This is a genomic window from Yimella sp. cx-51 (assembly GCF_017654605.1).
Taxonomy (GTDB): domain Bacteria; phylum Actinomycetota; class Actinomycetes; order Actinomycetales; family Dermatophilaceae; genus Yimella.
Genome location: NZ_CP072113.1, coordinates 2,216,678 through 2,239,461 on the forward strand (window position 1 = coordinate 2,216,678; position 22,784 = coordinate 2,239,461).

The 22,784-nt window shown below is 66.6% G+C and carries 17 protein-coding genes and 1 tRNA gene; 11 read left to right on the forward strand and 7 right to left on the reverse strand.

The features are described 5' to 3' along the window. Window positions 1-135: 135 nt before the first annotated feature. From thrB to J5M86_RS10585, 5 genes are all read right to left on the reverse strand, one after another. A complete protein-coding gene (gene thrB, locus J5M86_RS10565; RefSeq protein ID WP_188060390.1) occupies window positions 136-1,053 on the reverse strand; it encodes a homoserine kinase in 918 nt (305 codons plus the stop codon). Next, entirely contained in the window at window positions 1,053-2,138 is a 1,086-nt protein-coding gene (gene thrC / locus J5M86_RS10570; RefSeq protein ID WP_188060389.1) for a threonine synthase, read from the reverse strand. The genes thrB and thrC overlap by 1 nt, the downstream gene beginning before the upstream one ends. A gap of 4 nt (window positions 2,139-2,142) precedes the next feature. Further along, complete coding sequence (locus J5M86_RS10575; RefSeq protein WP_188060388.1) at window positions 2,143-3,444, reverse strand: homoserine dehydrogenase; 1,302 nt, start codon at window positions 3,442-3,444, stop codon at window positions 2,143-2,145. A gap of 3 nt (window positions 3,445-3,447) precedes the next feature. Then, a complete protein-coding gene (gene lysA / locus J5M86_RS10580) occupies window positions 3,448-4,791 on the reverse strand; it encodes a diaminopimelate decarboxylase (RefSeq protein ID WP_188060387.1) in 1,344 nt (447 codons plus the stop codon). Between the two features lie 62 nt (window positions 4,792-4,853). After that, window positions 4,854-5,660 (reverse strand): HNH endonuclease signature motif containing protein, encoded by an 807-nt coding sequence (locus tag J5M86_RS10585; RefSeq protein ID WP_188060386.1) that lies wholly within the window; start codon window positions 5,658-5,660, stop codon window positions 4,854-4,856. A 331-nt stretch (window positions 5,661-5,991) separates the two neighbouring features. On the opposite strand from J5M86_RS10585, the gene J5M86_RS10590 reads away from it, so the two are divergent. From J5M86_RS10590 to acs, 8 genes are all read left to right on the forward strand, one after another. Next, a tRNA-Arg gene (locus J5M86_RS10590) sits at window positions 5,992-6,063 on the forward strand. Between the two features lie 280 nt (window positions 6,064-6,343). Then, complete coding sequence (locus J5M86_RS10595) at window positions 6,344-7,522, forward strand: histidine kinase (protein WP_188059460.1); 1,179 nt, start codon at window positions 6,344-6,346, stop codon at window positions 7,520-7,522. Window positions 7,523-7,532: 10 nt separating this feature from the next. Continuing rightward, window positions 7,533-8,261: a LytTR family DNA-binding domain-containing protein gene (locus tag J5M86_RS10600; protein ID WP_188059459.1), complete on the forward strand. Its 729-nt coding sequence runs from the start codon at window positions 7,533-7,535 to the stop codon at window positions 8,259-8,261. Then, window positions 8,258-8,629: a hypothetical protein gene (locus J5M86_RS10605; RefSeq protein WP_188059458.1), complete on the forward strand. Its 372-nt coding sequence runs from the start codon at window positions 8,258-8,260 to the stop codon at window positions 8,627-8,629. The genes J5M86_RS10600 and J5M86_RS10605 overlap by 4 nt, the downstream gene beginning before the upstream one ends. Continuing rightward, window positions 8,626-10,131 carry a cation acetate symporter gene (locus tag J5M86_RS10610; RefSeq protein WP_188059457.1) on the forward strand — a complete coding sequence of 502 codons (1,506 nt, stop codon included), beginning with the start codon at window positions 8,626-8,628 and terminating at the stop codon, window positions 10,129-10,131. The genes J5M86_RS10605 and J5M86_RS10610 overlap by 4 nt, the downstream gene beginning before the upstream one ends. A gap of 183 nt (window positions 10,132-10,314) precedes the next feature. Beyond that, on the forward strand, window positions 10,315-10,656 hold the full coding sequence (locus tag J5M86_RS10615; RefSeq protein WP_188059456.1) for a DUF485 domain-containing protein: 342 nt from the start codon (window positions 10,315-10,317) through the stop codon (window positions 10,654-10,656). Beyond that, complete coding sequence (locus J5M86_RS10620) at window positions 10,653-12,299, forward strand: cation acetate symporter (RefSeq protein WP_188059455.1); 1,647 nt, start codon at window positions 10,653-10,655, stop codon at window positions 12,297-12,299. Before J5M86_RS10615 ends, J5M86_RS10620 begins: the two co-directional genes overlap by 4 nt. Window positions 12,300-12,384: 85 nt before the next feature. Continuing rightward, window positions 12,385-14,313: an acetate--CoA ligase gene (acs, locus tag J5M86_RS10625; protein WP_188059454.1), complete on the forward strand. Its 1,929-nt coding sequence runs from the start codon at window positions 12,385-12,387 to the stop codon at window positions 14,311-14,313. Window positions 14,314-14,393: 80 nt separating this feature from the next. Here the strand turns inward: acs and J5M86_RS10630 are convergent, their stop codons facing one another. Further along, a complete protein-coding gene (locus tag J5M86_RS10630) occupies window positions 14,394-15,419 on the reverse strand; it encodes a hemolysin family protein (protein ID WP_188059453.1) in 1,026 nt (341 codons plus the stop codon). Beyond that, the gene (locus J5M86_RS10635) at window positions 15,416-16,735 is read right to left on the reverse strand and encodes a hemolysin family protein (protein ID WP_188059452.1); all 1,320 of its coding nucleotides are present in this window, start codon (window positions 16,733-16,735) and stop codon (window positions 15,416-15,418) included. Before J5M86_RS10635 ends, J5M86_RS10630 begins: the two co-directional genes overlap by 4 nt. Before the next feature lie 188 nt (window positions 16,736-16,923). On the opposite strand from J5M86_RS10635, the gene J5M86_RS10640 reads away from it, so the two are divergent. From J5M86_RS10640 to J5M86_RS10650, 3 genes are all read left to right on the forward strand, one after another. Continuing rightward, entirely contained in the window at window positions 16,924-17,946 is a 1,023-nt protein-coding gene (locus tag J5M86_RS10640) for an ABC transporter ATP-binding protein (RefSeq protein ID WP_244328321.1), read from the forward strand. Beyond that, the gene (locus J5M86_RS10645; protein WP_188059450.1) at window positions 17,946-18,746 is read left to right on the forward strand and encodes an ABC transporter permease subunit; all 801 of its coding nucleotides are present in this window, start codon (window positions 17,946-17,948) and stop codon (window positions 18,744-18,746) included. Before J5M86_RS10640 ends, J5M86_RS10645 begins: the two co-directional genes overlap by 1 nt. Before the next feature lie 116 nt (window positions 18,747-18,862). Further along, entirely contained in the window at window positions 18,863-22,732 is a 3,870-nt protein-coding gene (locus J5M86_RS10650) for a multifunctional oxoglutarate decarboxylase/oxoglutarate dehydrogenase thiamine pyrophosphate-binding subunit/dihydrolipoyllysine-residue succinyltransferase subunit (RefSeq protein WP_188059449.1), read from the forward strand. Window positions 22,733-22,784 lie beyond the last annotated feature (52 nt).

Genomic DNA, 22,784 nt, shown 5'->3' on the forward strand with positions numbered 1-22,784 from the left:
CTCACAGATGAGGCCATTGTGTTGAACTCGCAGGTGAGCACCATCGAAAAGGTGACGCTGCGGGATGTGAATGCACCTGGGGCTTGCCGGAGAACCGGAACCTCACTTGGTACGTGACCCAAGGTACACGCTTGATCAGCGATTATGCGAAACGACCCGGACCCCGTCGCGAGCGATCCCCGGACGCAACGCCGACCAGCCCTCGCCTGGACTGTCGACCTGATCCAGTGACCCAGATTGCCCGAGCACCAGGACGGTGGGACCCGCCCCGGAGATGAAGGCCGCGTGCCCCTCAGCGCGCAACGCGTCGACCACGGCCATGCTCTGCGGATAAGCCGGTCGGCGATTCTCCTGGTGCAACCAGTCGGCCGTCGCCGGGTGCAGCACGTCAGGATCGGTGGTCAGCGCATGCACCAGGAGCGCCGCTCGGCCGGCTGTACGTGCTGCATCAGCAAGCGGAACCTCTTGCGGCAGAGCCGATCTCGCCTTATCGGTGGAAAGCGTGACATCAGGAACGAGGGCGAGGACGTCGATGTCGGGGTGAATCGGTGGGCACCGCGTCAGCCACGCCTCACCGCTCCACCACGAGGCGGTGAACCCGCCGTACACGCTCGCCGAGGCGTTGTCGGGGTGACCCTCGAGGGCGCTGCTGATGTCGCTGATCAGCGCAACGTTCGCCTCGTCCAGATCACGCCCGGTGAGGGCGACCGCTGCCGCAACTCCCGCGACGATGGCGGACGCAGACGACCCGAGACCACGTGAATGCGGGATGACATTGGTGCACTTCATCCGCAGGCCGTCCGGTGCTTGGACTCCCAGGCGGTCCCATGCGACGAGCATCGAGCGATACACCAGGTGGCGTTCGTCGATGGGCACCTCACCGGCACCAGCACCGAAGACCTCGATGGCCAAACCGTCGCCAACGGCTTCGACCTCGACCACATCACGCAACTCGATGCCGAGGCCGAGGCTGTCGAAGCCCGGACCGAGGTTCGCCGAGCTCGCCGGCACCTCGACGCGCACCTGAGCGCCGAGCCGAATTCCTTCCGACATCAGTCTTCGAGGCCGAGTGCGCGCGCCACCGAAACGACGTCGACCGGCACCCGGGTGGGCTGCACGTCGCTGCCGTCGGCCGTCTTCAGGGCCCACTGCGGGTCTTTGAGGCCGTGGCCGGTGACGGTGCACACGATGCGCACGCCGGCGGGGATGCGTCCGGCTTCGTGCATCTTCAACAGGCCCGCGATGCTCGCGGCCGAACCGGGCTCGACGAAGATGCTCTCGGTGCTCGACAGCAGGCGGTGCGCGTGCAGGATCTGCTCGTCACTCACCATGTCGATCACACCGCCCGACTCGTCGCGGGCGGCCTCGGCCTGCCTCCACGACGCCGGGTTACCGATGCGGATGGCTGTCGCCACGGTCTCGGGCTCGTCGACCGGGAAACCTCGGACAATCGGTGCTGCGCCTTCGGCCTGGAAGCCCCACATCATCGGCCGCTTCGTGGCCATCGGCGCACCGTGGGCGCTGTCAACGGCCTCGCTGTAGCCCCGCCAGTAGGCGGTGATGTTGCCCGCGTTGCCGACCGGCAGCACGTGGATGTCGGGTGCATCGCCGAGCACGTCGATCACCTCGAAGGAAGCGGTCTTCTGTCCCTCGATACGAGCAGGGTTGACCGAGTTGACCAGTTCGACGGGGTAGGCCTCCCCCAGCTTGCGAGCCACGCCGAGACAGTCGTCGAAGTTGCCGTCGACCTGCAGGAGCGTGGCGCCGTGGGCGATCGCCTGGCCGAGCTTGCCCATGGCGATCTTGCCGTCGGGCACGAGCACGGCGCAGGTCATGCCGGCCTTGGTGGCGTACGCGGCAGCCGACGCGCTGGTGTTACCGGTGGACGCGCAGACCACAGCTTTGGCGCCCGCCTTCGCGGCCATCGAGATCGCGGTGGTCATGCCGCGATCCTTGAACGAACCGGTCGGGTTCATTCCTTCGTACTTCACCCAGATCTCTGCGCCGGTGAGATCGCTGAGGCCTTTGGCGTGGATGAGCGGAGTGCCGCCTTCGCCGAGGGTGACGACCGGGGCTCCCTCCAGCATCGGCAAGCGGTCTGCGTACTCGCGGATCACTCCGCGCCATTGATGTGCCATGTCCTCATTCCCCTTCGACGCGCAGCACCGAGAAGACCTCACGCACATCGTCGGAGCTCTTCAGCTCATCGACGACGGTCGCCAGATCGGCTTCGTTCGCGCGGTGCGTAATAATGTGCAGCGTTGCCACGCCGTCCTGTGAGCGCCGGGCTCCCTGACGCATCGACTCGATCGAAACCCCGTGTTCGCCAATGGTTTTGGCGATATTGCCGAGCACACCTGGTTTGTCCTCGACATCGAGGCGGATGAAGTAGGCGGTCTGCGAGGCAGCGATCGGCTCGATGGGCAGGTTGGCATACGCCGACTCCCCTGGGCCGCGTCCTCCGGTGACACGGTGCCTGGCTGCCTGCACCAGATCACCGAGCACCGCCGAGGCTGTGGGGTCGCCTCCGGCTCCACGGCCGTAGAACATCAGTTCGCCGGCCAGCTGGGTTTCGACGAAGACGGCGTTGAAGGCCTCGCGCACGGATCCCAACGGATGGTTGCGGTTGATGAGGGTTGGGTGCACGCGCACGTTGACCGCCTGCGTGCCGTCCTTCTCCACGAGTTCGGCGATCGCCAGGAGCTTGATGACACAGCCGATTCGCCGTGCCGCTCGGATGTCGTCGGCCGTGACGCCCATGATCCCTTCGACGTGGACGTCGGAGGTGCGCACGCGCGTGTGGAAGGCGAGTGAGGCGAGGATGGCCGCTTTCGCCTGGGCATCGTGGCCCTCGACGTCAGCGGTCGGGTCGGCCTCGGCATAACCGAGCGCCTGCGCTTCGGCGAGCACATCGCTCAACTGCGCACCGGTGCGATCCATCTTGTCGAGGATGAAGTTGGTGGTGCCGTTGACGATGCCCATCACGCGGTGCACGCTGTCGCCGGCGAGCGAGACCCGCATCGGTCGGATCAGCGGAATCGCTCCCGCGACCGCGGCCTCGTAGTAGAGATCGACACCGTGCTTCTCGGCGAGTTCGTAGAGTTCGGCGCCGTCCTGACCGAGCAGCGCCTTGTTCGCCGTGACGACGCTCGCACCCGACTCAATGGCCTTCTGCAGCAACGCTTTCGCCGGGTCGATGCCGCCCATGAGCTCGACGACGATGTCGGCTTCTGTCACCAATTTCTCGGCATCGGTGGTGAACAACGATGCGTCGAGACCGGTGTCGGAGCGGTCCTTGGTGGTGTCGCGAACCGCGACTCCCACGATCTCCAGCGGTCGACCGATCCGGGCAGCGAATTCGTCCTTCGCCTCCGTCAATCGTCGAGCGACCGCTCCCCCGACGACTCCACTACCGAGCAGCGCGATCCGCACCGACTCCGACATGCCTTACTCACTCTCCAGCAACAACAGGTCCTCAATGGTCTCGCGACGTATCCACGGCCGCGCACCCGCCTCTTCCACTGCGATGACCGGCGGGCGAGGTACGTGGTTGTACGTGCTCGACAGCGAGCGACAATAGGCACCCGTCGCGGCCACGAGCACCAGGTCATCGGCGCGAATATCGTTCGGCAGCAACACATCTCGTACGACGATGTCGCCCGACTCGCAGTGCTTGCCGACCACGCGGCTCTGCGTAGCCGGTTCGGCGGAACGATTGACGACCTCGCAGTGGTACTCGGCGTCGTAGAGCACCGGGCGGGGGTTGTCGCTCATGCCACCGTCGACGGCGACGTAGGTGCGGCTGAGCTCGTCGTCGACCACCACCTGCTTGACCGTGCCGACGGTGTAGAGGGTCATTCCGGCCGGGCCGATGACGGAGCGACCGGGTTCGATCGAGATGCGCGGAATCTCGGTTCCTGCAGCAGTACACGCCTTCTGGACGATCGAGGCGAGCTGGTCGGCCATCACCGAAGGCGCCAACGGAACATCGCTGGGCAGGTAGGCGATGCCGAAGCCCCCGCCCAGATCGAGCTCGGGCAGAGTGACGCCGTGCTCCTTGGCAACCGCCAACTGCAAGCCGATCAGGCGCTCTGCCGCTACGGCGAATCCGTCGGACTCGAAGATCTGCGAACCGATGTGGGAGTGGAAGCCGAGCAGTTGCAATTCTTCGCGTGCCAGCACCCGCCGGACCGCTTCCCCCACCTGGGTCTCAAGCCCGAACCCGAACTTCTGGTCTTCGTGCGCGGTGGCGATGAACTCGTGGGTGTGTGCCTCGACCCCGGTCTTCACGCGGAGCATCACCTTCGCGGTGGCACCCGCTCGTGCGGCGGCGTCCGCGACCCGCTCGATCTCCTCAAAGGAGTCAACGACAATGCGACCGACTCCGTGCGCCAGCGCTGCATCGATCTCGGCGACCGACTTGTTGTTGCCGTGCATGCCGATGAGTTCTCCAGGCACGCCAGCTCGGATGGCGACGGCGAGTTCACCGCCGCTGCAGACGTCTAGATGCAGGCCCTCTTCGCGCACCAGCTTCGCCATGGCCACCGACAGAAAGGCCTTGCCCGCGTAGAAGACATCGCAGACGGTGCCAATGCCTTCGAACGCGCGGGCGAATTCGTCGCGGTACTCACGGGCCCTCGACCTGGCGTCATCCACGTCAACGAGATAGGCAGGCGTGCCAAATTCGCGCGCGAGGTCACGGACGTCGTGCCCGGCGATGGACATCGAGCCGTCCGCGCCGCGATGCGTATTGCGGGAGAAAACAGGAGTCAGAGCTGCTTGGTCGTTCATCAGCGGCAACGCTACCCATGCGTCCCGGCCTGCCGTTCGATCACTCACGAATTGGACGAAGTTCACGCCACCTCGGCGGCTTTGGCGCGTTGCCAGGTCACGCGCTCACCGGTCACGGTTGCCGTGAGGTCGTCGCGGTGCACGATGCGGTGATGCGTGCCGCACAACAACGCCGAATTCAGGAGGCTTGTGGAGGCGCCGGCCCACCACGACACGACATGGTGCACCTGCTTTGATCCGGCGCCCGGGTCGAGCGAGAGGTACCACCCGAAAATCTGATCACGCTCCGCACCATCCAGCACGGCCGCCACGCGTGGCGTGTGATCCAACGCGGTCTTGGCGACGCTGGTGTTCACCGCCCCTGTGGTCACTGCGTCACGCAGTACCCGGTTCGCCGGCACCAAGCACGCGTCCGCCAGCTTCGCCACCCGCGAGGCATGCGCCGGTTCCATCCCGCCCGCAGACAGACCGCCTCCCTGAGAATCATCGCCCTCGACACCGGCGCTCTCGGCTTCGGTGGCAGCCGGCACCGGAGGCCCTGCAAGAGAGGCTGTTTCAGCACCGACCAGAGCGGCGACGGGCTCACCGGTCGACAGGCGTTGCACCCACTGGCACGCGTCCGCCGCTGTCGACCGGTACACCGCGCCCCGCTCGATCGCATCCGAGGTCACCGCCACCAGAGCCGCTTCGGCCTGCTGCATCACCACCGCCAACGCCCGCGCGGCAGCAGTCAACTCCACATCAGTCAGATTCGACGAGATCTGAGCAAGCCGGCGCACATCACCCACCACCGATTGCACCGCGTCCGCGCACTCAGCCGCTTCACCCGGGTAGGAGTCATCACGCGACCCGACATGACCGATGCTCATGCGCGCCTCGCCCCCTCCCCAGCGGTCCCCTGTTCGATACCCCGATCGTACACATGTTCGATATCGAGTGGAAGGGTTCAGATGCGTGAATCTCGTTCGCCCACAGCGGAATTGGACTACCCGCGGGTATCCACAAGACGACTTGAAACGCAGACTTATGCACAGGGCGTCCGCACGCCCTTGCCACAAGCTCAATCGTGTGCCAACCCAAGCTCGAGCGACTCGTCCAGGGGGCATCGCGGGCCCATAGACCCCACAAGCTCGTGCGCCCGAGCAAGCACGGCCGATGCGTGAAATACGGCGTCCTGCTGGTACGGTTGGCCGCTGCTGAGCCCCCTTAGCTCAGGGGATAGAGCACCGCCCTCCGGAGGCGGGAGCGCAGGTTCGAATCCTGCAGGGGGCGCAAGACAGAAAGAGCCGCTGACCTGGGAACACAGGCCAGCGGCTCTTCTCATGCATGCTGCGCGCAACCTCGCTGATCCTTCGCGGGTCACGACCCGGAGCACCTATCGCGTGCACAAATCGCGGACGGCGCGGACACTGCTCGCGAATGAGCCGGTTCGCGGACACTGCTCCCGGCGTCCGCGAGTTGTGCACCGCGCATGACGTCCTATCCCAACCGCCGCTCGAACACCCGACGTCGCGGCGCGCCGCTCCGAGCTCATGCCCGTACGCTTCGGGCCATGCCCTCGCCCGCGCCGGTCACCATCGTCCTGTTGGTCGGCGCGCTGCTCATCCTCCTTCTGCTCTGGCAAGTGTTGCGACGCAACAACCTGCAGAAGGGCTTCGTCAGCGAGCGCGATCGCGCCACCTACGACACCCTGCACAAGGCGGCCCTGGCCGGTCGACATCTCGGCGCCGGTTTGGACGAGGGTTCGGCACAGAAGGCACTCCCTCACCTGCGCGCCCTCCTTGCCACGCCCGCCCTCGCGCTGACCGGCAGGCACGGCGTCCTGGCGTGGGACGGCACCGGCGAGCACCACGTGGACGAGGTGCACGCCGCGGTCGCTGAGCACATCGACGACGGCAAGCTCGCCGTCGTGACGCATCTCGACTGCAGCGATCCCGATTGCCCCGTCCGGTCTGCCGTGCTGGCCCCGATCCAGGTGCGCGACAGCGTGGTCGGCATGCTCGTCGCGTCCGGGTCGCAGCCGTCGGCCGGACTCGCCCGGGCGGCCGAGGAACTCGCCGGGTGGGTGGCCACCCAGGTCGAACTCGCCGACCTGTCAGCCGATCGCACGCGCACGATGGAGGCCGAGCTACGGGCGCTGCGAGCCCAGATCAGTCCGCACTTCATCTACAACAGCCTCGGCGCGATCGCCAGCTTCGTGCGCACCGACCCCGACCGGGCCCGCGAGCTTCTGCTGGAGTTCGCGGATTTCACCCGCTACGCACTGCGACAGGGCGGGGCGTCGGCGACGCTGGCCGAGGAACTGCACAACGTCGAGCGCTACCTCGTGCTGGAGCAGGCCCGCTTCGGGGAGCGGCTGCAACTGCGGATGAAGGTGGCACCCGAGGTGCTGCCGATCCGGGTGCCCTACCTCGCGATCCAGCCGCTGGTGGAGAACGCCGTCCGGCACGGACTCGCCCCCAAGGCCGGCGTCGGCACGGTCGTGCTCGTGGCGCGCGACCTCGGCGCGGAGGCGGAAATCAGCGTCGAGGACGACGGGGTCGGGGCCGAACCGGCGCGCATCCAGGAGGTGCTCGACAGCCCTGGCACCTCCGACTCGATCGGTCTGGGAAATGTGGACGCCCGCCTGCGCCAGATCTACGGCGACGACCGGGGACTCGTGGTGGAAACGGCTCCAGGCTCAGGGATGAAGGTGTCGTTCCGGGTGCCGAAGTTCGCTCCGGGAACGTAGATTGACCTCCATGTCCGCCGCCCTGACCGTGCTCGTGGTCGATGACGAGGCCCCGGCCAGGTCGGAGATGGCCTGGCTGCTCAACCACGACGAGCACATCGCGCAGGTGCGGCAAGCCTCCAGCGGCGGCGAAGCGCTGGACGTCCTGCACCACGGCGGCATCGACGTCGTCTTCAGCGACATCAACATGCCGGGTTTGGACGGCATGCAACTGGCCCGGGTCATCCGCCGGCTCCCGAGACCACCGCAGGTCGTACTGGTGACCGCCTACGACGAGTACGCCGTCGACGCGTTCGAGATCGATGTCGTCGACTACGTGATGAAACCGGTGCGACCCGAGCGACTCGCCCAGGCCGTCCGCCGCTGCGTCAGCGCCGTGCATCACCAGGAACCAGCGACCGACGACGAGCGCATTCCGGTGGAGCGCGGGGGCGTCACCCGATTCATCCAACGCTCGGACGTCCGCTTCGTCCAGGCCATGGGTGACTACGCCGAACTCCACACCTCCGAGGGCACCCATCTGGTGCGCATCCCCCTGAGCACTCTCGAAGAACGTTGGGCCGCAGCGGGTTTCATCCGGATCCACCGCTCGACCCTGGTGTGCACGAGGTTCGTCACCCAACTCCACACGGACGACGGCCGCTGCTCGGTGACCATCGACGGCCAGAACCTCCAGGTCAGCCGCCGGCACACGCGGGAGCTGCGACAGCACCTGTTGCGCCGCGGCGAGGAGTCGTGACCGAGCCGGCTGAGCGGGTGCGCATCACCAGTTCACGACGTCCGATGGTGCGAGCCGGTCAGCAGGATCTTCGCGACGAGATCAACACCCAGACCGAACTCGGTGAGGTCTACGTCGACGGCCTCATCCGCGCCCAACTCCGGCTCGCCCTGCGGGTGATCCTGGTCGGCGTCCTCAGTCTCGGCGGACTGCCGCTGCTGTTCCACCTCGTTCCTTCGACCCGCAACGCAACCATCTTCGGTCTGCCCTTCGCCTGGCTCGTGCTCGGTCTGCTGGTCTACCCCACCGCCATCATCATCGGGCGCCAGTACGTGCGCGCCTCTGAGCGATTGGAGGCGGAGTTCAGTGCACTGGTGAACGACCCGTGACCTCCACGTGGAGCACGGTCGCGATCGCCGCGGTCTGCCTGTTGACCTCCGCGCTCGGCCTGCTCGGTCTGCGCTTCACCCGGGGCACGAGTGACTTCTACGTCGCCGGTCGCACCATCACCCCGTGGCGCAACGCCAGCGCGATCGGCGGTGAATACCTCTCTGCTGCAAGCTTTCTCGGCGTCGCGGGGCTGATGTACGAACGCGGCCTGGACACACTCTGGTTGCCCGTCGGCTACACGGTCGGGTACCTCGTCCTGCTCGTGCTCGTCGCGGCACCACTCCGCCGCAGCGGCGCGTACACGCTGCCCGATTTCGCCGAACTACGGCTCGACTCCCGGCTTGCCCGCCGCATCAGCTCCGTGCTGGTGATCGGCATCGGCTGGCTGTACCTGCTGCCGCAACTACAAGGCGCCGGCCTGGTGCTGGAGCACGTCACCGGATGGCCCCGATGGGTCGGGGCGACAGTCGTCGCGGTGCTGGTCACCTTCAACGTCGCGCTCGCCGGAATGCGCTCAATCACGCTCGTGCAGGCAGTGCAGTACTGGCTGAAGCTGACGGCGATCGCTGTGCCGGCTTTCGTCATGCTGGGTGTGTGGCTGCGCGACGCCCGGCCTTCCGCGTCGGCCGACTCCGCCTGGTGGGATCCCTTGGCGCAGACGGGTGGAAGCAGCCTCTACGGCACCTACAGCGTCCTGCTGGCGCTCTGCCTGGGCAGCATGGGCCTGCCGCATGTCGTCGTGCGGTTCTACACCAACCCCACCGGACGCGAGGCTCGCCGCACCACCGTCGCGGTGCTGGCTCTGCTCGGGATCTTCTACATTTGGCCTCCGGTGTACGGCTGGCTGGGACGGGTCTACCTGGGAACGGACGCGGCAAACCGCGACACGATGTCGCTGCTGCTACCGCACGCAGCCGTCGGTGGAGCAGCCGGTGAAGCGCTGAGTGCCCTACTCGCAGCGGGCGCCTTCACAGCATTCCTGTCAACGGCCAGCGGACTACTGATGGCCGTTGCCGGCGTACTCGACCAGGACATCGTGCGCCCCGCCGTCCGCCGTCGCCGTCCGGGCGTCAAACCGAGCCAATCCTTCCGGTTCGCAACAGCTTTCGCGATGAGTGCGCCCTTTGCGATGGCCCTCCTCAGCCCCACCTTCGGCATCTCGCTCATCGTTGGTTACGCCTTCGCGATGGCTGCCGCCACGTTCGCCCCCTTGGTAGTGCTGGGCGTCTGGTGGCGCGGGCTCTCCCGAACCGGCGCGATCGCGGGCATCCTGGTCGGCGCGAGCGCGACCGTCGTTTCCTTCGTGACCACCCTGGCCCTACCTGATGCGGTGACCGGCACCGCGCGTCAGCTGCTGCTCGACCCGGCCGCCTGGTCGACACCGCTCGCCGTTGCGGTCATGGTGATCGTCTCGCTCGCCACTCCGTCGACCATCCCGGCGTCCACTGGCCGCACGATGGCCCAGTTGCACATCCCCGAAGCCGTCGCCCAGCGCAGCTGAAGTCGCCGCTCGTCGCACGATCCGTACCGCTCGTCGCGACAGATCGACCCGCACGTCGACCCATCGCCCCCGTCCGGCGCAGCAGCGCCGAAAACGGTGGCGACCCTCCGGCCCGCTCCACAAAGGTTTGTGACACCGATCACACGACCCCCCGTGTGCCCGAACCCATCCGGAGGTGACTTCGTGAGCGATGACGCCGCTACGAAAGTCGACGACCGTTTCATCGCGGTCCAGCAGTCCCCCGAATTCGCCGAGCTTCGCAAGAAGTTCCGCGGGTTCGTCTTCCCGATCACGGCCTTCTTCCTGGCCTGGTACTTCCTGTTCGTGCTGTTGTCGATCTACGCGCCCGGCTTCATGGGCACCAAGGTGCTCGGCAACATCAACATCGGCCTCCTGATGGGTCTGGGTCAGTTCGTCACGACCTTCGCGATCACGTTCATGTACGCGCGCTGGGCCAACCGTGAGTTCGACCCCCGCGCGGACGCCATCGGCGCCCGCCTCGCGCAGGAGGACAGCAACCGATGAACACCGCGCTGATGAACCTCGCCACCGCGAACAAGGTCGGTAGCCCGACGCTGAACATCGCGATCTTCGCTGTCTTCGTGCTGGTGACGCTGACGATCGTCATCAAGGTGGCCTCCGGCAACAAGACCGCCGGCCAGATGTACACCGGTGGCGCCGCCTTCTCCGGCAAGCAGAACGGTCTGGCGATCGCGGGTGACTACCTCTCTGCGGCGTCCTTCCTCGGCATCGCCGGCGCCATCGCGCTGCAGGGTTACGACGGCTTCCTCTACTCGATCGGCTTCCTCGTCGCATGGCTGGTCGCCCTGCTGCTCGTCGCCGAACTGATGCGCAACACCGGCCGGTTCACGATGGCGGACGTGCTCTCCTACCGCCTCAAGCAGCGTCCGGTCCGCATGGCTGCAGCCACCTCGGCACTGTGCGTCTCGTTCTTCTACCTGCTCGCCCAGATGGCCGGCGCCGGCGGCCTGGTGTCGCTGCTGCTCGGGGTGAGCGGCGCCACCGCCCAGAACCTCGTCATCGCCGTCGTCGGCGTGATCATGGTGCTTTACGTGATGATCGGCGGCATGAAGGGCACCACCTGGGTGCAGATGATCAAGGCCGTGCTGCTCATCGCGGCGACCTTCATCATGACGATCTGGGTGCTCGGCAAGTTCGGGTTCAACCCGAGCAACCTGCTCCACGCAGCAGTGACCGAAAACCCCAAGGCCGGCGAGAAGCTCCTGTCGCCCGGGCTGAAGTACGGCAAGGACTCCACCACCAAGCTCGACTTCATCTCCCTCGCCCTCGCCCTGGTGCTGGGTACCGCCGGTCTGCCGCACGTGCTGCAGCGCTTCTACACGGTGCCCACCAGCAAGCAAGCGCGTAAGTCGGTGGAGTGGGCGATCTGGCTCATCGGTGGCTTCTACCTGCTGACACTGGTCATCGGATACGGGGCCGGAGCACTGGTCGGACCCGACACGATCAACGCCGCACCCGGCAAGGCCAACGCCGCTGCCCCGCTGCTGGCTTACGAACTCGGCGGATCTCCACTGCTGGGCATCGTGTCGGGCATCGCCTTCGCCACGATCCTCGCCGTCGTCGCCGGCCTCACGATCACCACGAGCGCGACCTTCGCGCACGACATCTACAACCAGGTGATCAAGCGCGGCCAGGCCTCGTCGGAGTCCGAGGTGAAGGTTGCTCGCATCGCGGCCCTCGTCGGCGGCGTCATCGCGATCGGCGGCGGAATGCTCGCCAAGGACCAGAACATCGCCTTCCTGGTGGCCCTGGCCTTCGCGGTCGCCGCGAGCGCCAACCTGCCGACGATCCTGTACTCGTTGTTCTGGAAGCGGTTCAACACCCGCGGCGCCGTGTGGAGCATCTACGGCGGTCTGATCACCGCGGTCGGGCTGATCATGTTCAGCCCGGTCGTCAGCGGTAAGGGTGTCGACCCCAAGACCGGCAAAACGCTGTCGATGCTGCCGGCGGACATCGACTTCCACTGGTTCCCCCTCGACAACCCGGGAATCGTGTCGATTCCGGTCGGCTTCTTCCTCGGCTGGCTCGGTAGCGTCACCAGCAAGGAGTTCAACGCCGCGAAGTACGCGGAGATGGAAGTACGTTCGCTGACCGGTCACGGTGTTGCCGAGGCGATCGATCACTAGAAAGGTTGGCGGGGGCGCGTGCTGCGCCCCCGCCACCGCTTGGCCACACCGGGCACCTGCCCGAGAGATTTGAGGATTGAGGATTGTGAGCGACAGCACCTACGCACCCGACCCGGCCTTCGCCGCGAACGCGAACGGCACGCAGGACCTCTTCGACCAGGCGAGCGCCGACTTCGAAGGTTTCTGGGCCGATCAGGCACGGTCACGCATCACCTGGAGCAAGGACTTCACCCAGACGCTCGACTGGAGCAATGCCCCGTTCGCGAAGTGGTTCGGCGACGGCGAGCTCAATGTCGCCTACAACTGCGTCGACCGACACGTCGAGGCCGGCAACGGTGACCGGGTCGCGATCCACTTCGAGGGCGACCAGGGCGACACGCGCACCATCACCTACAACGACCTGCTGCGTGAAGTCAGCAAGACCGCGAATGCGTTGCAGGAGTTGGGAATCGACAAGGGCGACCGCGTCGCGATCTACATGCCGATGATCCCCGAGACGGTCTTCACGATGCTCGCCTGCGCCCGTCTGGGCGCACCGCACTCGGTGATCTTCGGTGGCTTCTCCTCCGAAGCACTGCACACCCGGATCACCGACGCCGAGGCGACCGTTGTGGTGACCACCGACGGCCAGTGGCGCCGCGGCAAGCCGGCACCTCTGAAGGCTGCGGTCGACGAAGCGCTCACCCACGGCGACCACCCGGTCAAGCACGTCCTGGTCGTCCGACGCACGGGCGGCGAGGTGGCCTGGAACGACGAACTCGACAAGTGGTGGCACGACGTCGTCGACCGTCAGTCCGATCAGCACACCGCCGAACCAATGGAGGCCGAACAGCCGCTGTTCATCCTCTACACCTCCGGCACCACCGGTAAGCCGAAGGGCATCCTGCACACGTCCGGCGGGTATCTGACCCAAGCCGCGTACACCAACTCGATCGTGCACGACGTGCACCCCGAGACCGACGTCTACTGGTGCACCGCCGACGTCGGCTGGGTCACCGGTCACTCCTACATCGTCTACGGACCGCTGGCCAACGGCGCAACGCAGGTGCTCTACGAGGGCACGCCGGACACCCCGCACCAGGGTCGCTGGTGGGAGATCATCCAGAAGTACGGCGTGACGATCCTCTACACCGCGCCCACCGCGATCCGCACCTTCATGAAGTGGGGCGACGAGATCCCCGCGAAGTACGACCTCAGCTCGATCCGCATGTTGGGTTCGGTGGGCGAGCCGATCAACCCCGAGGCCTGGCGCTGGTACCGCGACCACATCGGTGGCGGCTCTGCGCCGATCGTCGACACCTGGTGGCAGACCGAGACCGGTGCGATCATGATCTCGCCGCTGCCCGGCCTCACCACGCTGGAGCCGGGATCAGCGCAGAACCCGGTGCCGGGCATCAGCGCCGAGATCCTGGACGACGAGGGCAACCCGCTCACCGAACCGGAGCAGGTGGGCTACCTGGTGCTCACAAAGCCGTGGCCGGCGATGCTGCGCACCATCTGGGGCGACGACCAGCGCTACCAGGACACCTACTGGAGCCGCTTCGGCCCCCGCTACTACTTCGCCGGTGACGGCGCGAAGTACGACGCGGACGGCAACATCTGGCTGCTGGGCCGGGTCGACGACGTCATGAACGTCTCCGGGCACCGGTTGTCGACCGCCGAGATCGAATCGGCTCTGGTCTCACACGAATCCGTCGCCGAGGCGGCCGTGGTCGGTGCCACCGACGAGACCACCGGCCAGGCGGTCTGCGCCTTCGTGATCCTGCGCGAGGGCTACGCCGACAACGGGGACGAGAGCGTGCAGGAACTGCGCAATCACGTCGCCAAGGAGATCGGGCCGATCGCCAAGCCTCGCCAGGTGATGATCGTGCCCGAACTGCCCAAGACCCGCTCGGGCAAGATCATGCGTCGGTTACTCAAGGACGTCGCCGAGAACCGCGAGGTCGGTGACGTGACCACGCTGGCCGACTCCTCGGTGATGAACCTCATCAAGGACGGCCTCAAGAAGCACTGACTCCAGCCGTAGCGCTGCAAACACGAAACGAGTGGCCAGGGATTTCCTGGCCACTCGTTTCGCGTCGTCCGCACCTGCGGTCAGCGCTGCGTGGAGTCGGTCACCTCGCCGACCAGTTCTTCCAGGACGTCCTCCAGGAAGACCACACCGGTGGCGGCGCCAGTGTCATCGACGACGCGCGCAAGGTGGGCGCCGGTGCGCTGCATGGTGAGCAGCACGTCCTCCACCTCGTCCTGCGGACGAACGGTGGCCAGGCGGCGAATGCGCCGCGGCGGCACCGGTTCGTCGTAGAGCTCGTCGCGGGCGTAAAGCACGTCCTTCAGGTGCACGTATGCGACCAGCGCACCACCTTCGTCGACCAGCGGGAAACGCGAGAAGCCCCGTTTGGTCACGAGCTTCTCCACCTGCGCCGGGGTGGCACCGACAGGCAGCGTGACCAGATCGTCGCGAGGCACAGCGACATCCGCGGCCACCCGGTCGCTGAACTCCAGCGCGTCGCGCACCCGCTCCTGCTGCTCGGCTTCCAGTAGACCCTCGCGGTGCGACTCCTCGACGATGATCTCCATCTCGTGCGCCGAGAAGGTGGTCGACATCTCGTCCTTGGGCTCGATGCCGAGGCGGCGCACCGCGAACTTCGCGATCGCTTCCAGCGCCTTGATCAGCGGGGAAAGGACCCGGGTCACCCACAACAGCGCCGGGGCGAGCAGCAGTGCTGCCCGGTCAGGACCAGCGATGGCGATGTTCTTGGGCACCATCTCACCGAGCACGACGTGCAGGTAGACCACGATCAACAGCGCGAGCACCAGGGCCACGACATCCGCTGCACCGGTCGGCATGCCCAGCGCATCCATCGGTCCCACGAGCAGGTGGTGCAGGGCATCCTCGGCGACGGCACCGAGCAGCACCGAGCACACGGTGATGCCGAGTTGGGCGCAGGCAAGCAGCGAGGAGACGTTCTCCAACGCCTCGATCGCCTTGGCCGCACGCTTCGATCCCCGAGCCGCCAAAGGTTCGAGCTGGGTGCGCCGGGCGGCCATGACCGCGAACTCGGCGCCCACGAAGAAGGCATTGCCGACGAGCAACAACAGTGAGAAGAGGAGGCTCACGACTCGTCCGCCTCGTCAACAGGCACCACCGGCGTCAGGCGCACGCGGTCGACACGGCGCTTGTCCATCGACAGCACCCGCAGCCGCCAGCCGTCCAACCCGATCTCGTCGCCCACCTGCGGAACGCGACCGACCTGTTCCATGACGAAGCCACCGACCGTCTCGTAGGTCTTGCCTTCGGGAATCTCGGCCCCGATGCGATCACGCACCTCGTCCGGACGCCACATGCCCGAAACCGTCCAACTGCCGTCCGGCAGCAGGCGGCTCGGGTCGGTCACCAGGTCGTGCTCGTCGCTCACCTCGCCGACGATCTCCTCGATGACGTCCTCGAGCGTGATGACCCCGCTGGTACCGGCGTACTCGTCGATCACGACGACCATCTGCAGGCCTGCACCGCGCAGTTGCAAGAGCAACGGGTCGAGACGCACCGTCTCGGGGACGAAGACCGGCGGCACCATGAGTGCGGTCACGGGCACGTCGTCGCGGCGGTCCGGCGGCACGGCGATGGCCTTCTTGACATGCACCATGCCCTCGACGTCGTCCCAGTCGTCTCCGAGCACCGGGAACCGCGAGTGGCCGGACGCTCGGGCCAGATCGATGACATCAGCAGCCGTGGCGGTGCGCTCGACGGCAGAACTACGCACGCGCGGGGTCATCACGTCGGCGGCCACCCGATCACCGAAACCGAGCGACCGGGCGAGGATCGCCGCCGTGCCTTCCTCGATCGTGCCGGCGGCGGCGGACTGGCGCACCATGCTCGCCAGCTCCTGTGGGGTGCGAGCGGCCGACAATTCTTCCTGCGGCTCGATGTTCATCGCCCGCAAGACCGCGTTCGCCGAACCGTTGAGCACAAGGATGAGCGGGCGGAAGATCAACGCGAAGATGCGCACCGGAACGGCAACCACGGTCGCGACCTGCAGCGGTGCGGAGATGCCGAGGAACTGTGGGATGAGTTCGCCGAAGATCATCGAGAAGACCGCGGCGATCACCAACGCGAGCACGGTCGAGGTGGTGGCCGCGACGGTGCCGGTCAGCCCGATCGACTCCAGCGGACCCTCGAGCAGCTTGCCGAGCGACGGCTCCACCAACCAGCCGAGCACCAGGGTGGTGAGGGTGATACCGACCTGGGCAGCCGAGAGTTGGGTCGACAGCGAGCGCAGCGAGGGAAGCACCGCACCGGCGCCGGCGTGGCCTTCGTCGACGGCGCGCTGAACACTGGGACGGTCGAGCGCGACGAGTGAGAACTCCGCAGCCACGAACATCGCCGTCCCGACCGTGAGCAGCACGCCGACGCCGATGAGAAGCCATTCGTACATAGGGCTGCAATAGTGGCACGGCTGGGCGCCCAGCTTCGCCCATCTCAGCCGGGCGATACGCCTCCCGGATCCGGCCGAGCATGACCTTCTTCACACGAGAACCCGCGGGCCGGTGACCAACATCACCCGGTGGCAATGTTCTGATGGAGTGGTCCATTGCCAACACGTCGACTTGGGGGTCTCCAAACGTGTCAGCTCCACCAGCGACCGCGGGCTCGAAGGAACGCGGCCGCATTGAAGTCAATCAACTCAGCAAATCATTCAAGACCTTTCGCGCCGTCGACGACCTGTCGTTCAGTGTGGATCCGGGCCGGATCACCGGCTTCCTCGGTCCGAACGGCGCCGGCAAGACCACCACGCTGCGGATGATCCTCGGCCTGATCAGGCCCACATCCGGCAGTTCCACCATCGGTGGCGTGCCCTACGTCGACCTCGCCAACCCACTGGGCACCGTCGGTGCTGCACTGGAGGCGACCAACTTCCACCCTGGACGCACCGGACGCGATCACCTCCGGGTGCTCTGCACCTCGGCTGGCCTGCCCGACTCGCGTGCCGACCAACTGCTCGAACTCGTCGGCATTCCGGCCGCCGCTAAGAAGCGTGCCGGTGGTTACTCGATGGGCATGCGGCAGCGCCTCGGCCTGGCCGGCGCTCTGCTGGGCGACCCGGACATCCTCATCCTGGACGAGCCGGCCAACGGCCTCGACCCTGAGGGCATCCGCTGGCTGCGCGGCTTCCTGCGTCACCTGGCGGGCGAAGGCAAGACCATCCTGGTGTCCAGCCATCTGCTCTCCGAGGTCGAGCAGACCGTCGATGACGTGATCATCCTCGCCAACGGCCGCCTCATCCGGCAGGGCACGATCGAGGAACTGCGCGGTGAGCCCAAGGTGCGGGTGCGCACCCCGGACGCCGGGCAGTTGGCGCAGGCCTTGCAAGGCGCTGGCATCAAGGCCGAGCCGGGTGACGAATCCGGCGTCGTGGTCGCTGTCAGCGACGACCCCGCACGCGTCGGCGACCTCGCCTACGAGGCTCGCGTACGGGTGCATGAGCTCACCCGCCAGAAGGCCGATCTGGAGCACCTGTTCTTCCAGCTCACGAGCCAGGGCGATGCCCGAAACCGCAATCTGGGCGCGCAGTCCGACCAGCACCACCAGCCGGGAGGCGGCGGCGCGCCGCAAGCCCAGCAGGCACCGATCGAAGGAGGTCGCTGATGGGACGCGCAGTGAAATCTGAGATCCGCAAGATGCTCACCACCCGGATGTGGTGGGGCATGGCGATCGCCATCTTCTCCTGCGGAGCGCTGTTCGCGCTCCTCTTCGGTGCGATCTCGCGCACCAAGCCTGACCCCAACAATCCCGGCGTACCTGTGTTCACACCGCTGGAAGCCGCGATCAACACCTACACCGGCGGAGTCGGCTTCGGCTACGTCTTCCTCATGGTCATCGGCATCATGACGATCGGTGCCGAATACCGTCACAAGACCATCACCGGAACGCTGCTGGCCAACCCCAAGCGTCCCAGCATGATCGCCTCCAAGGTGATCGCGTTGCTCGCTTTCGGCATCCTCTACGGGTTGGTCTTCCTGGTCGGCTCGGTGTCGGTCGGAGCGGCCATCCTGTCCGCCCGGGGCCTGCAGGCCTTCCCCGAAGCAGGGACGCTCACCCGCTCGCTGCTCCTGGTGTTGCTGGTGCTGGGCCTCTGGGCGCTCATCGGCCTCGGTCTGGGCGTGCTGATCCCGAACCAGGTCGCGGCCATCCTGATCGGCGTCGGCATCGCGTTCATCGTCGAACCGATCATCGGTTTCGCGATCAGCAGCATCTCGTGGGGCAAGGACGTCGCCCAGTTCCTCCCGAGCCAGGCCACCGCTGCCGTACTCGGTGGTTACTCAGGTGACCCCGATGCGTCCACGGCCGGGCTCAACTGGTGGCAGGGCAGCCTGACCCTGCTGGTCTACGCAGCGATCTTCGTGGCCATCGGGACGTGGTTGACCAACCGTCGCGACGTCACTTGACCGATCGCTTCACCCGCTCGGACAGAGCCCAACCTGCAGGCGTAGGCTGGGCTCTGTCTGTGTCTCACCACACACCCACGATCGTTCGGCGACGCACATTGAAAGAGGCGCATCAGGTGTCCCAGCCTTCTGACCCCCTCGCGAGTTTCGGCCCCAACGAGTGGTTGGTCGACGAACTCTACGAGCAGTACCTCAAGGACAAGAACTCCGTCGACAAGGCGTGGTGGAGCTTCTTCGCCGATTACCAGCCCGACGCGCAGTCGTCCTCCTCCAACGGCGCCAACGCCTCGGATGCCGACGCTTCCGCGAAGCCGGCGACATCCCCGAACGGCTCCGCTGATTCGGCACAGACCAGCAGCCCGTCCGCTGCGGCAGCCGACACCGCCGAGCAGGCCGCGCCGCCGGCCGACCAGAAGTCCAGCGACGCCAAGCCGGCCGCCCGTGCCGAGAGCTCCAAGTCCAACCGCACGGTCACCCTCGACCCCAAGCAGGCCGAGGTCTCCAACTCCCGCCCGATCTCCCGCGACGGCGGCGTCTCCCCCGTCCAGGCACCCGAGGCCGACGACGAGCGGGTCGCGCTGAAGGGTGTCGCTGCGCGCATCGTCGCCAACATGGAGGCCAGCCTCGAGGTCCCCACGGCAACCAGCGTCCGCTCGGTGCCGGCCAAGTTGTTGATCGACAACCGCATCGTCATCAACAACCACCTCGCCCGCAGCCGCGGCGGCAAGGTCAGCTTCACCCACCTGCTCGGCTTCGCCATCGTCAAGGCGCTCAAGGTCGTGCCCGACATGAACAACGCCCTGTCGGAGGACGAGAAGGGCAAGCCGGTGCTGGTGCGCCCCGGCCACGTCAACTTCGGCCTGGCGATCGACCTGCAGAAGCCGGACGGCAGCCGCACCCTGGTCGTGCCGAGCATCAAGAACGCCGAAGCGATGGACTTCGTGCAGTTCTGGACCGCCTACGAAGACATGGTCAAGAAGGCCCGCACCAACAGCCTCACGGTGGAGGACTACGCCGGCACGACCATCACGCTGACCAACCCCGGCGGCATCGGCACCGTTCACTCCGTCCCCCGCCTGATGAAGGGCTCAGGCGCCATCATCGGCGCGGGCGCACTGGAGTACCCCGCGGAGTGGCAGGGCGCGAGCACCGACACCCTCAACAAGAACGCCGTCAGCAAGGTCATGACGCTGACCTCGACCTACGACCACCGCATCATCCAGGGCGCGACCTCGGGTGAGTTCCTGCGCGTGGTCAACCAGCTGCTGCTGGGCGAGGAAGGCTTCTACGACGAGATCTTCCAGGCCCTGCGCATTCCGTACGAGCCGATCCGCTGGGTGCGCGACATCGACACCAGCCACGACGACGACATCAACAAGGTCGCCCGTGTGCACGAGTTGATCCATGCCTACCGGGTGCGTGGCCACCTGATGGCCGACACCGACCCGCTGGAGTACAAGCAGCGTCGTCACCCCGACCTCGATGTCACCAACCACGGCCTGACCCTGTGGGACCTCGACCGCAGCTTCCCCACCGGCGGATTCGGCGGCGAGCCGTTCCTGAAGCTGCGCAAGATCCTGGGCATCCTGCGCGACTCGTACTGCCGCGGTATCGGCATCGAGTACATGCACATCCAGGATCCCGAGCAGCGACAGTGGATCCAGAGCAAGGTCGAGGTGCCCTACGAGAAGGCCACCGCCGACGAGCAGCTTCGTATCCTGCGCAAGCTCAACGCGGCTGAGGCCTTCGAGACCTTCCTGCAGACCAAGTTCGTCGGCCAGAAGCGGTTCAGCCTCGAAGGCGGCGAGTCGGTCATCGCGCTGCTCGACCGCATCATGTGCGAGGCCGCCGACCAGGGCCTGGACGAGGTCTGCATCGGCATGCCGCACCGCGGTCGCCTCAACGTGCTGGCCAACATCGCCGGCAAGTCCTACGGGCAGATCTTCCGCGAGTTCGAGGGCACGCAAGACCCCAACTCCGTGCAGGGTTCCGGCGACGTGAAGTACCACCTCGGCACCGAGGGCGAGTTCGTCTCCGACACCGGCAAGAAGACCAAGGTCTACCTCGCCGCCAACCCCTCGCACCTCGAGGCGGTCGACCCGGTACTGGAGGGCATCGCCCGCGCCAAGCAGGACCGCATCAACCTCGCTGGCACCGCGTTCACCGTGTTGCCGATCCTGTTGCACGGTGACGCCGCGTTCGCCGGTCAGGGCGTGGTGGCCGAGACGCTCAACCTGTCGCAGCTGCGCGGTTACCGCACCGGTGGCACGATCCACATCGTCATCAACAACCAGGTGGGCTTCACCACTGCGCCGTCGCAGTCTCGTTCGTCCACCTACTCCACCGATGTCGCGCGAATGGTGCAGGCGCCGATCTTCCACGTCAACGGAGACGACCCCGAGGCCTGCGTCCGGGTGGCCGAGCTCGCGTACGAATTCCGGCAGAAGTTCCGCAAGGACGTCGTCATCGACATGGTCTGCTACCGGCGCCGTGGTCACAACGAGGGCGACGACCCGTCGATGACGCAGCCGCTGATGTACAACCTCATCGAGGCCAAGCGCAGCGTCCGCAAGCTCTACACCGAGGCACTCATCGGACGAGGCGACATCTCCTCCGACGAGGCGGAGGCGGCGCTGCGTGATTACCAGCAGCAGCTGGAGCGGGTCTTCGTGGAGACCAAGGCCGCCAAGACCGAGCAGTCGGCCGCCCCCGAGAGCGCCCCGGACGCCTCGACCGGCACGGACGCCGAAGGCCACGGTGGCCTGGAACGCCCGTCGGCGCAGGCTGCGGACGACGCCACCGTCGACGGACGCAACCGCTCCACCGCGATCAGCGAGTCCGACCTCGCCAAGATCGGCAACACCTGGGTCAACCCGCCCGAGGGCTTCACCGTCCACCCCAAGCTCGCCAAGCTCATGGAGCGCCGCGCCGACATGGTGCAGCACGGTGGAGTCGACTGGGCCATGGGCGAATTGACTGCGTTCGGGTCGTTGCTCATGGAGGGCATCCCGGTGCGCCTGGCCGGTCAGGACAGCCGTCGCGGCACCTTCGTGCAGCGACACGCCGTGTTGATCGACAAGATCAACGGCAACGAGTGGACGCCGCTGCGTTACCTCACGCCCGACCAGGCGTGGTTCTGGGTGTACGACTCGCTGCTGAGTGAGTACGCCGCGATGGGCTTCGAGTACGGCTACTCGGTGGAGCGCCCCGACGCGCTCGTGCTCTGGGAGGCCCAGTTCGGCGACTTCGTCAACGGCGCACAGACCATCCTGGACGAGTTCGTGTCGTCCTCGGAGCAGAAGTGGGCGCAGCGTTCGTCGGTGGTGCTGCTGCTCCCCCACGGCTACGAGGGCCAAGGCCCCGACCACAGCTCTGCACGCATCGAGCGATTCCTGCAGCTGTTCGCCGAGGACAACATGACGATCGCCTACCCGAGCACGCCGGCGTCGTACTTCCACCTGCTGCGTCGCCAGGCCTACGCCCGCCCGCGTCGTCCGCTGGTCGTCTTCACCCCGAAGCAGTTGCTGCGGTTGAAGGCAGCCACCAGCAACCCGGCCGAGTTCACCTCCGGTGTCTTCCAGCCGGTGCTGCGCGACCAGCACAAGCTCGACAGTTCGAAGGTGACCCGTGTGCTGCTCGCCTCCAGCCGCGTCGTCTACGACTTGGAAGCCGAGCGGGAGAAGCGCGGCGATGACACGACCGCGATCGTGCGGGTGGAGCAGCTGGCTCCGATCCCGGCCAAGGAGATCGCCGGGGCCGTCGCCGAGTACCCGAACGCCGAGCTCATGTGGGTGCAGGACGAGCCGAAGAACCAGGGTGCGTGGTCGTTCATGGCGCTGAACCTGCCGGAGCTGCTCGCTGAGCACGGTGAGAACCGTCCGCTGCAGGTCGCCTGCCGCGCCGCGTCGGCCTCCCCGGCGACCGGCTCGGGCAAGCGCCACCAGATCCAGCAGGCTGAACTGGTCGCCAAGGCCTTCGACCGCTGATTGCGCGGGAAAGGTCCGTCCGGTGCTCGGCACCGGGCGGACCTTTTCGTTG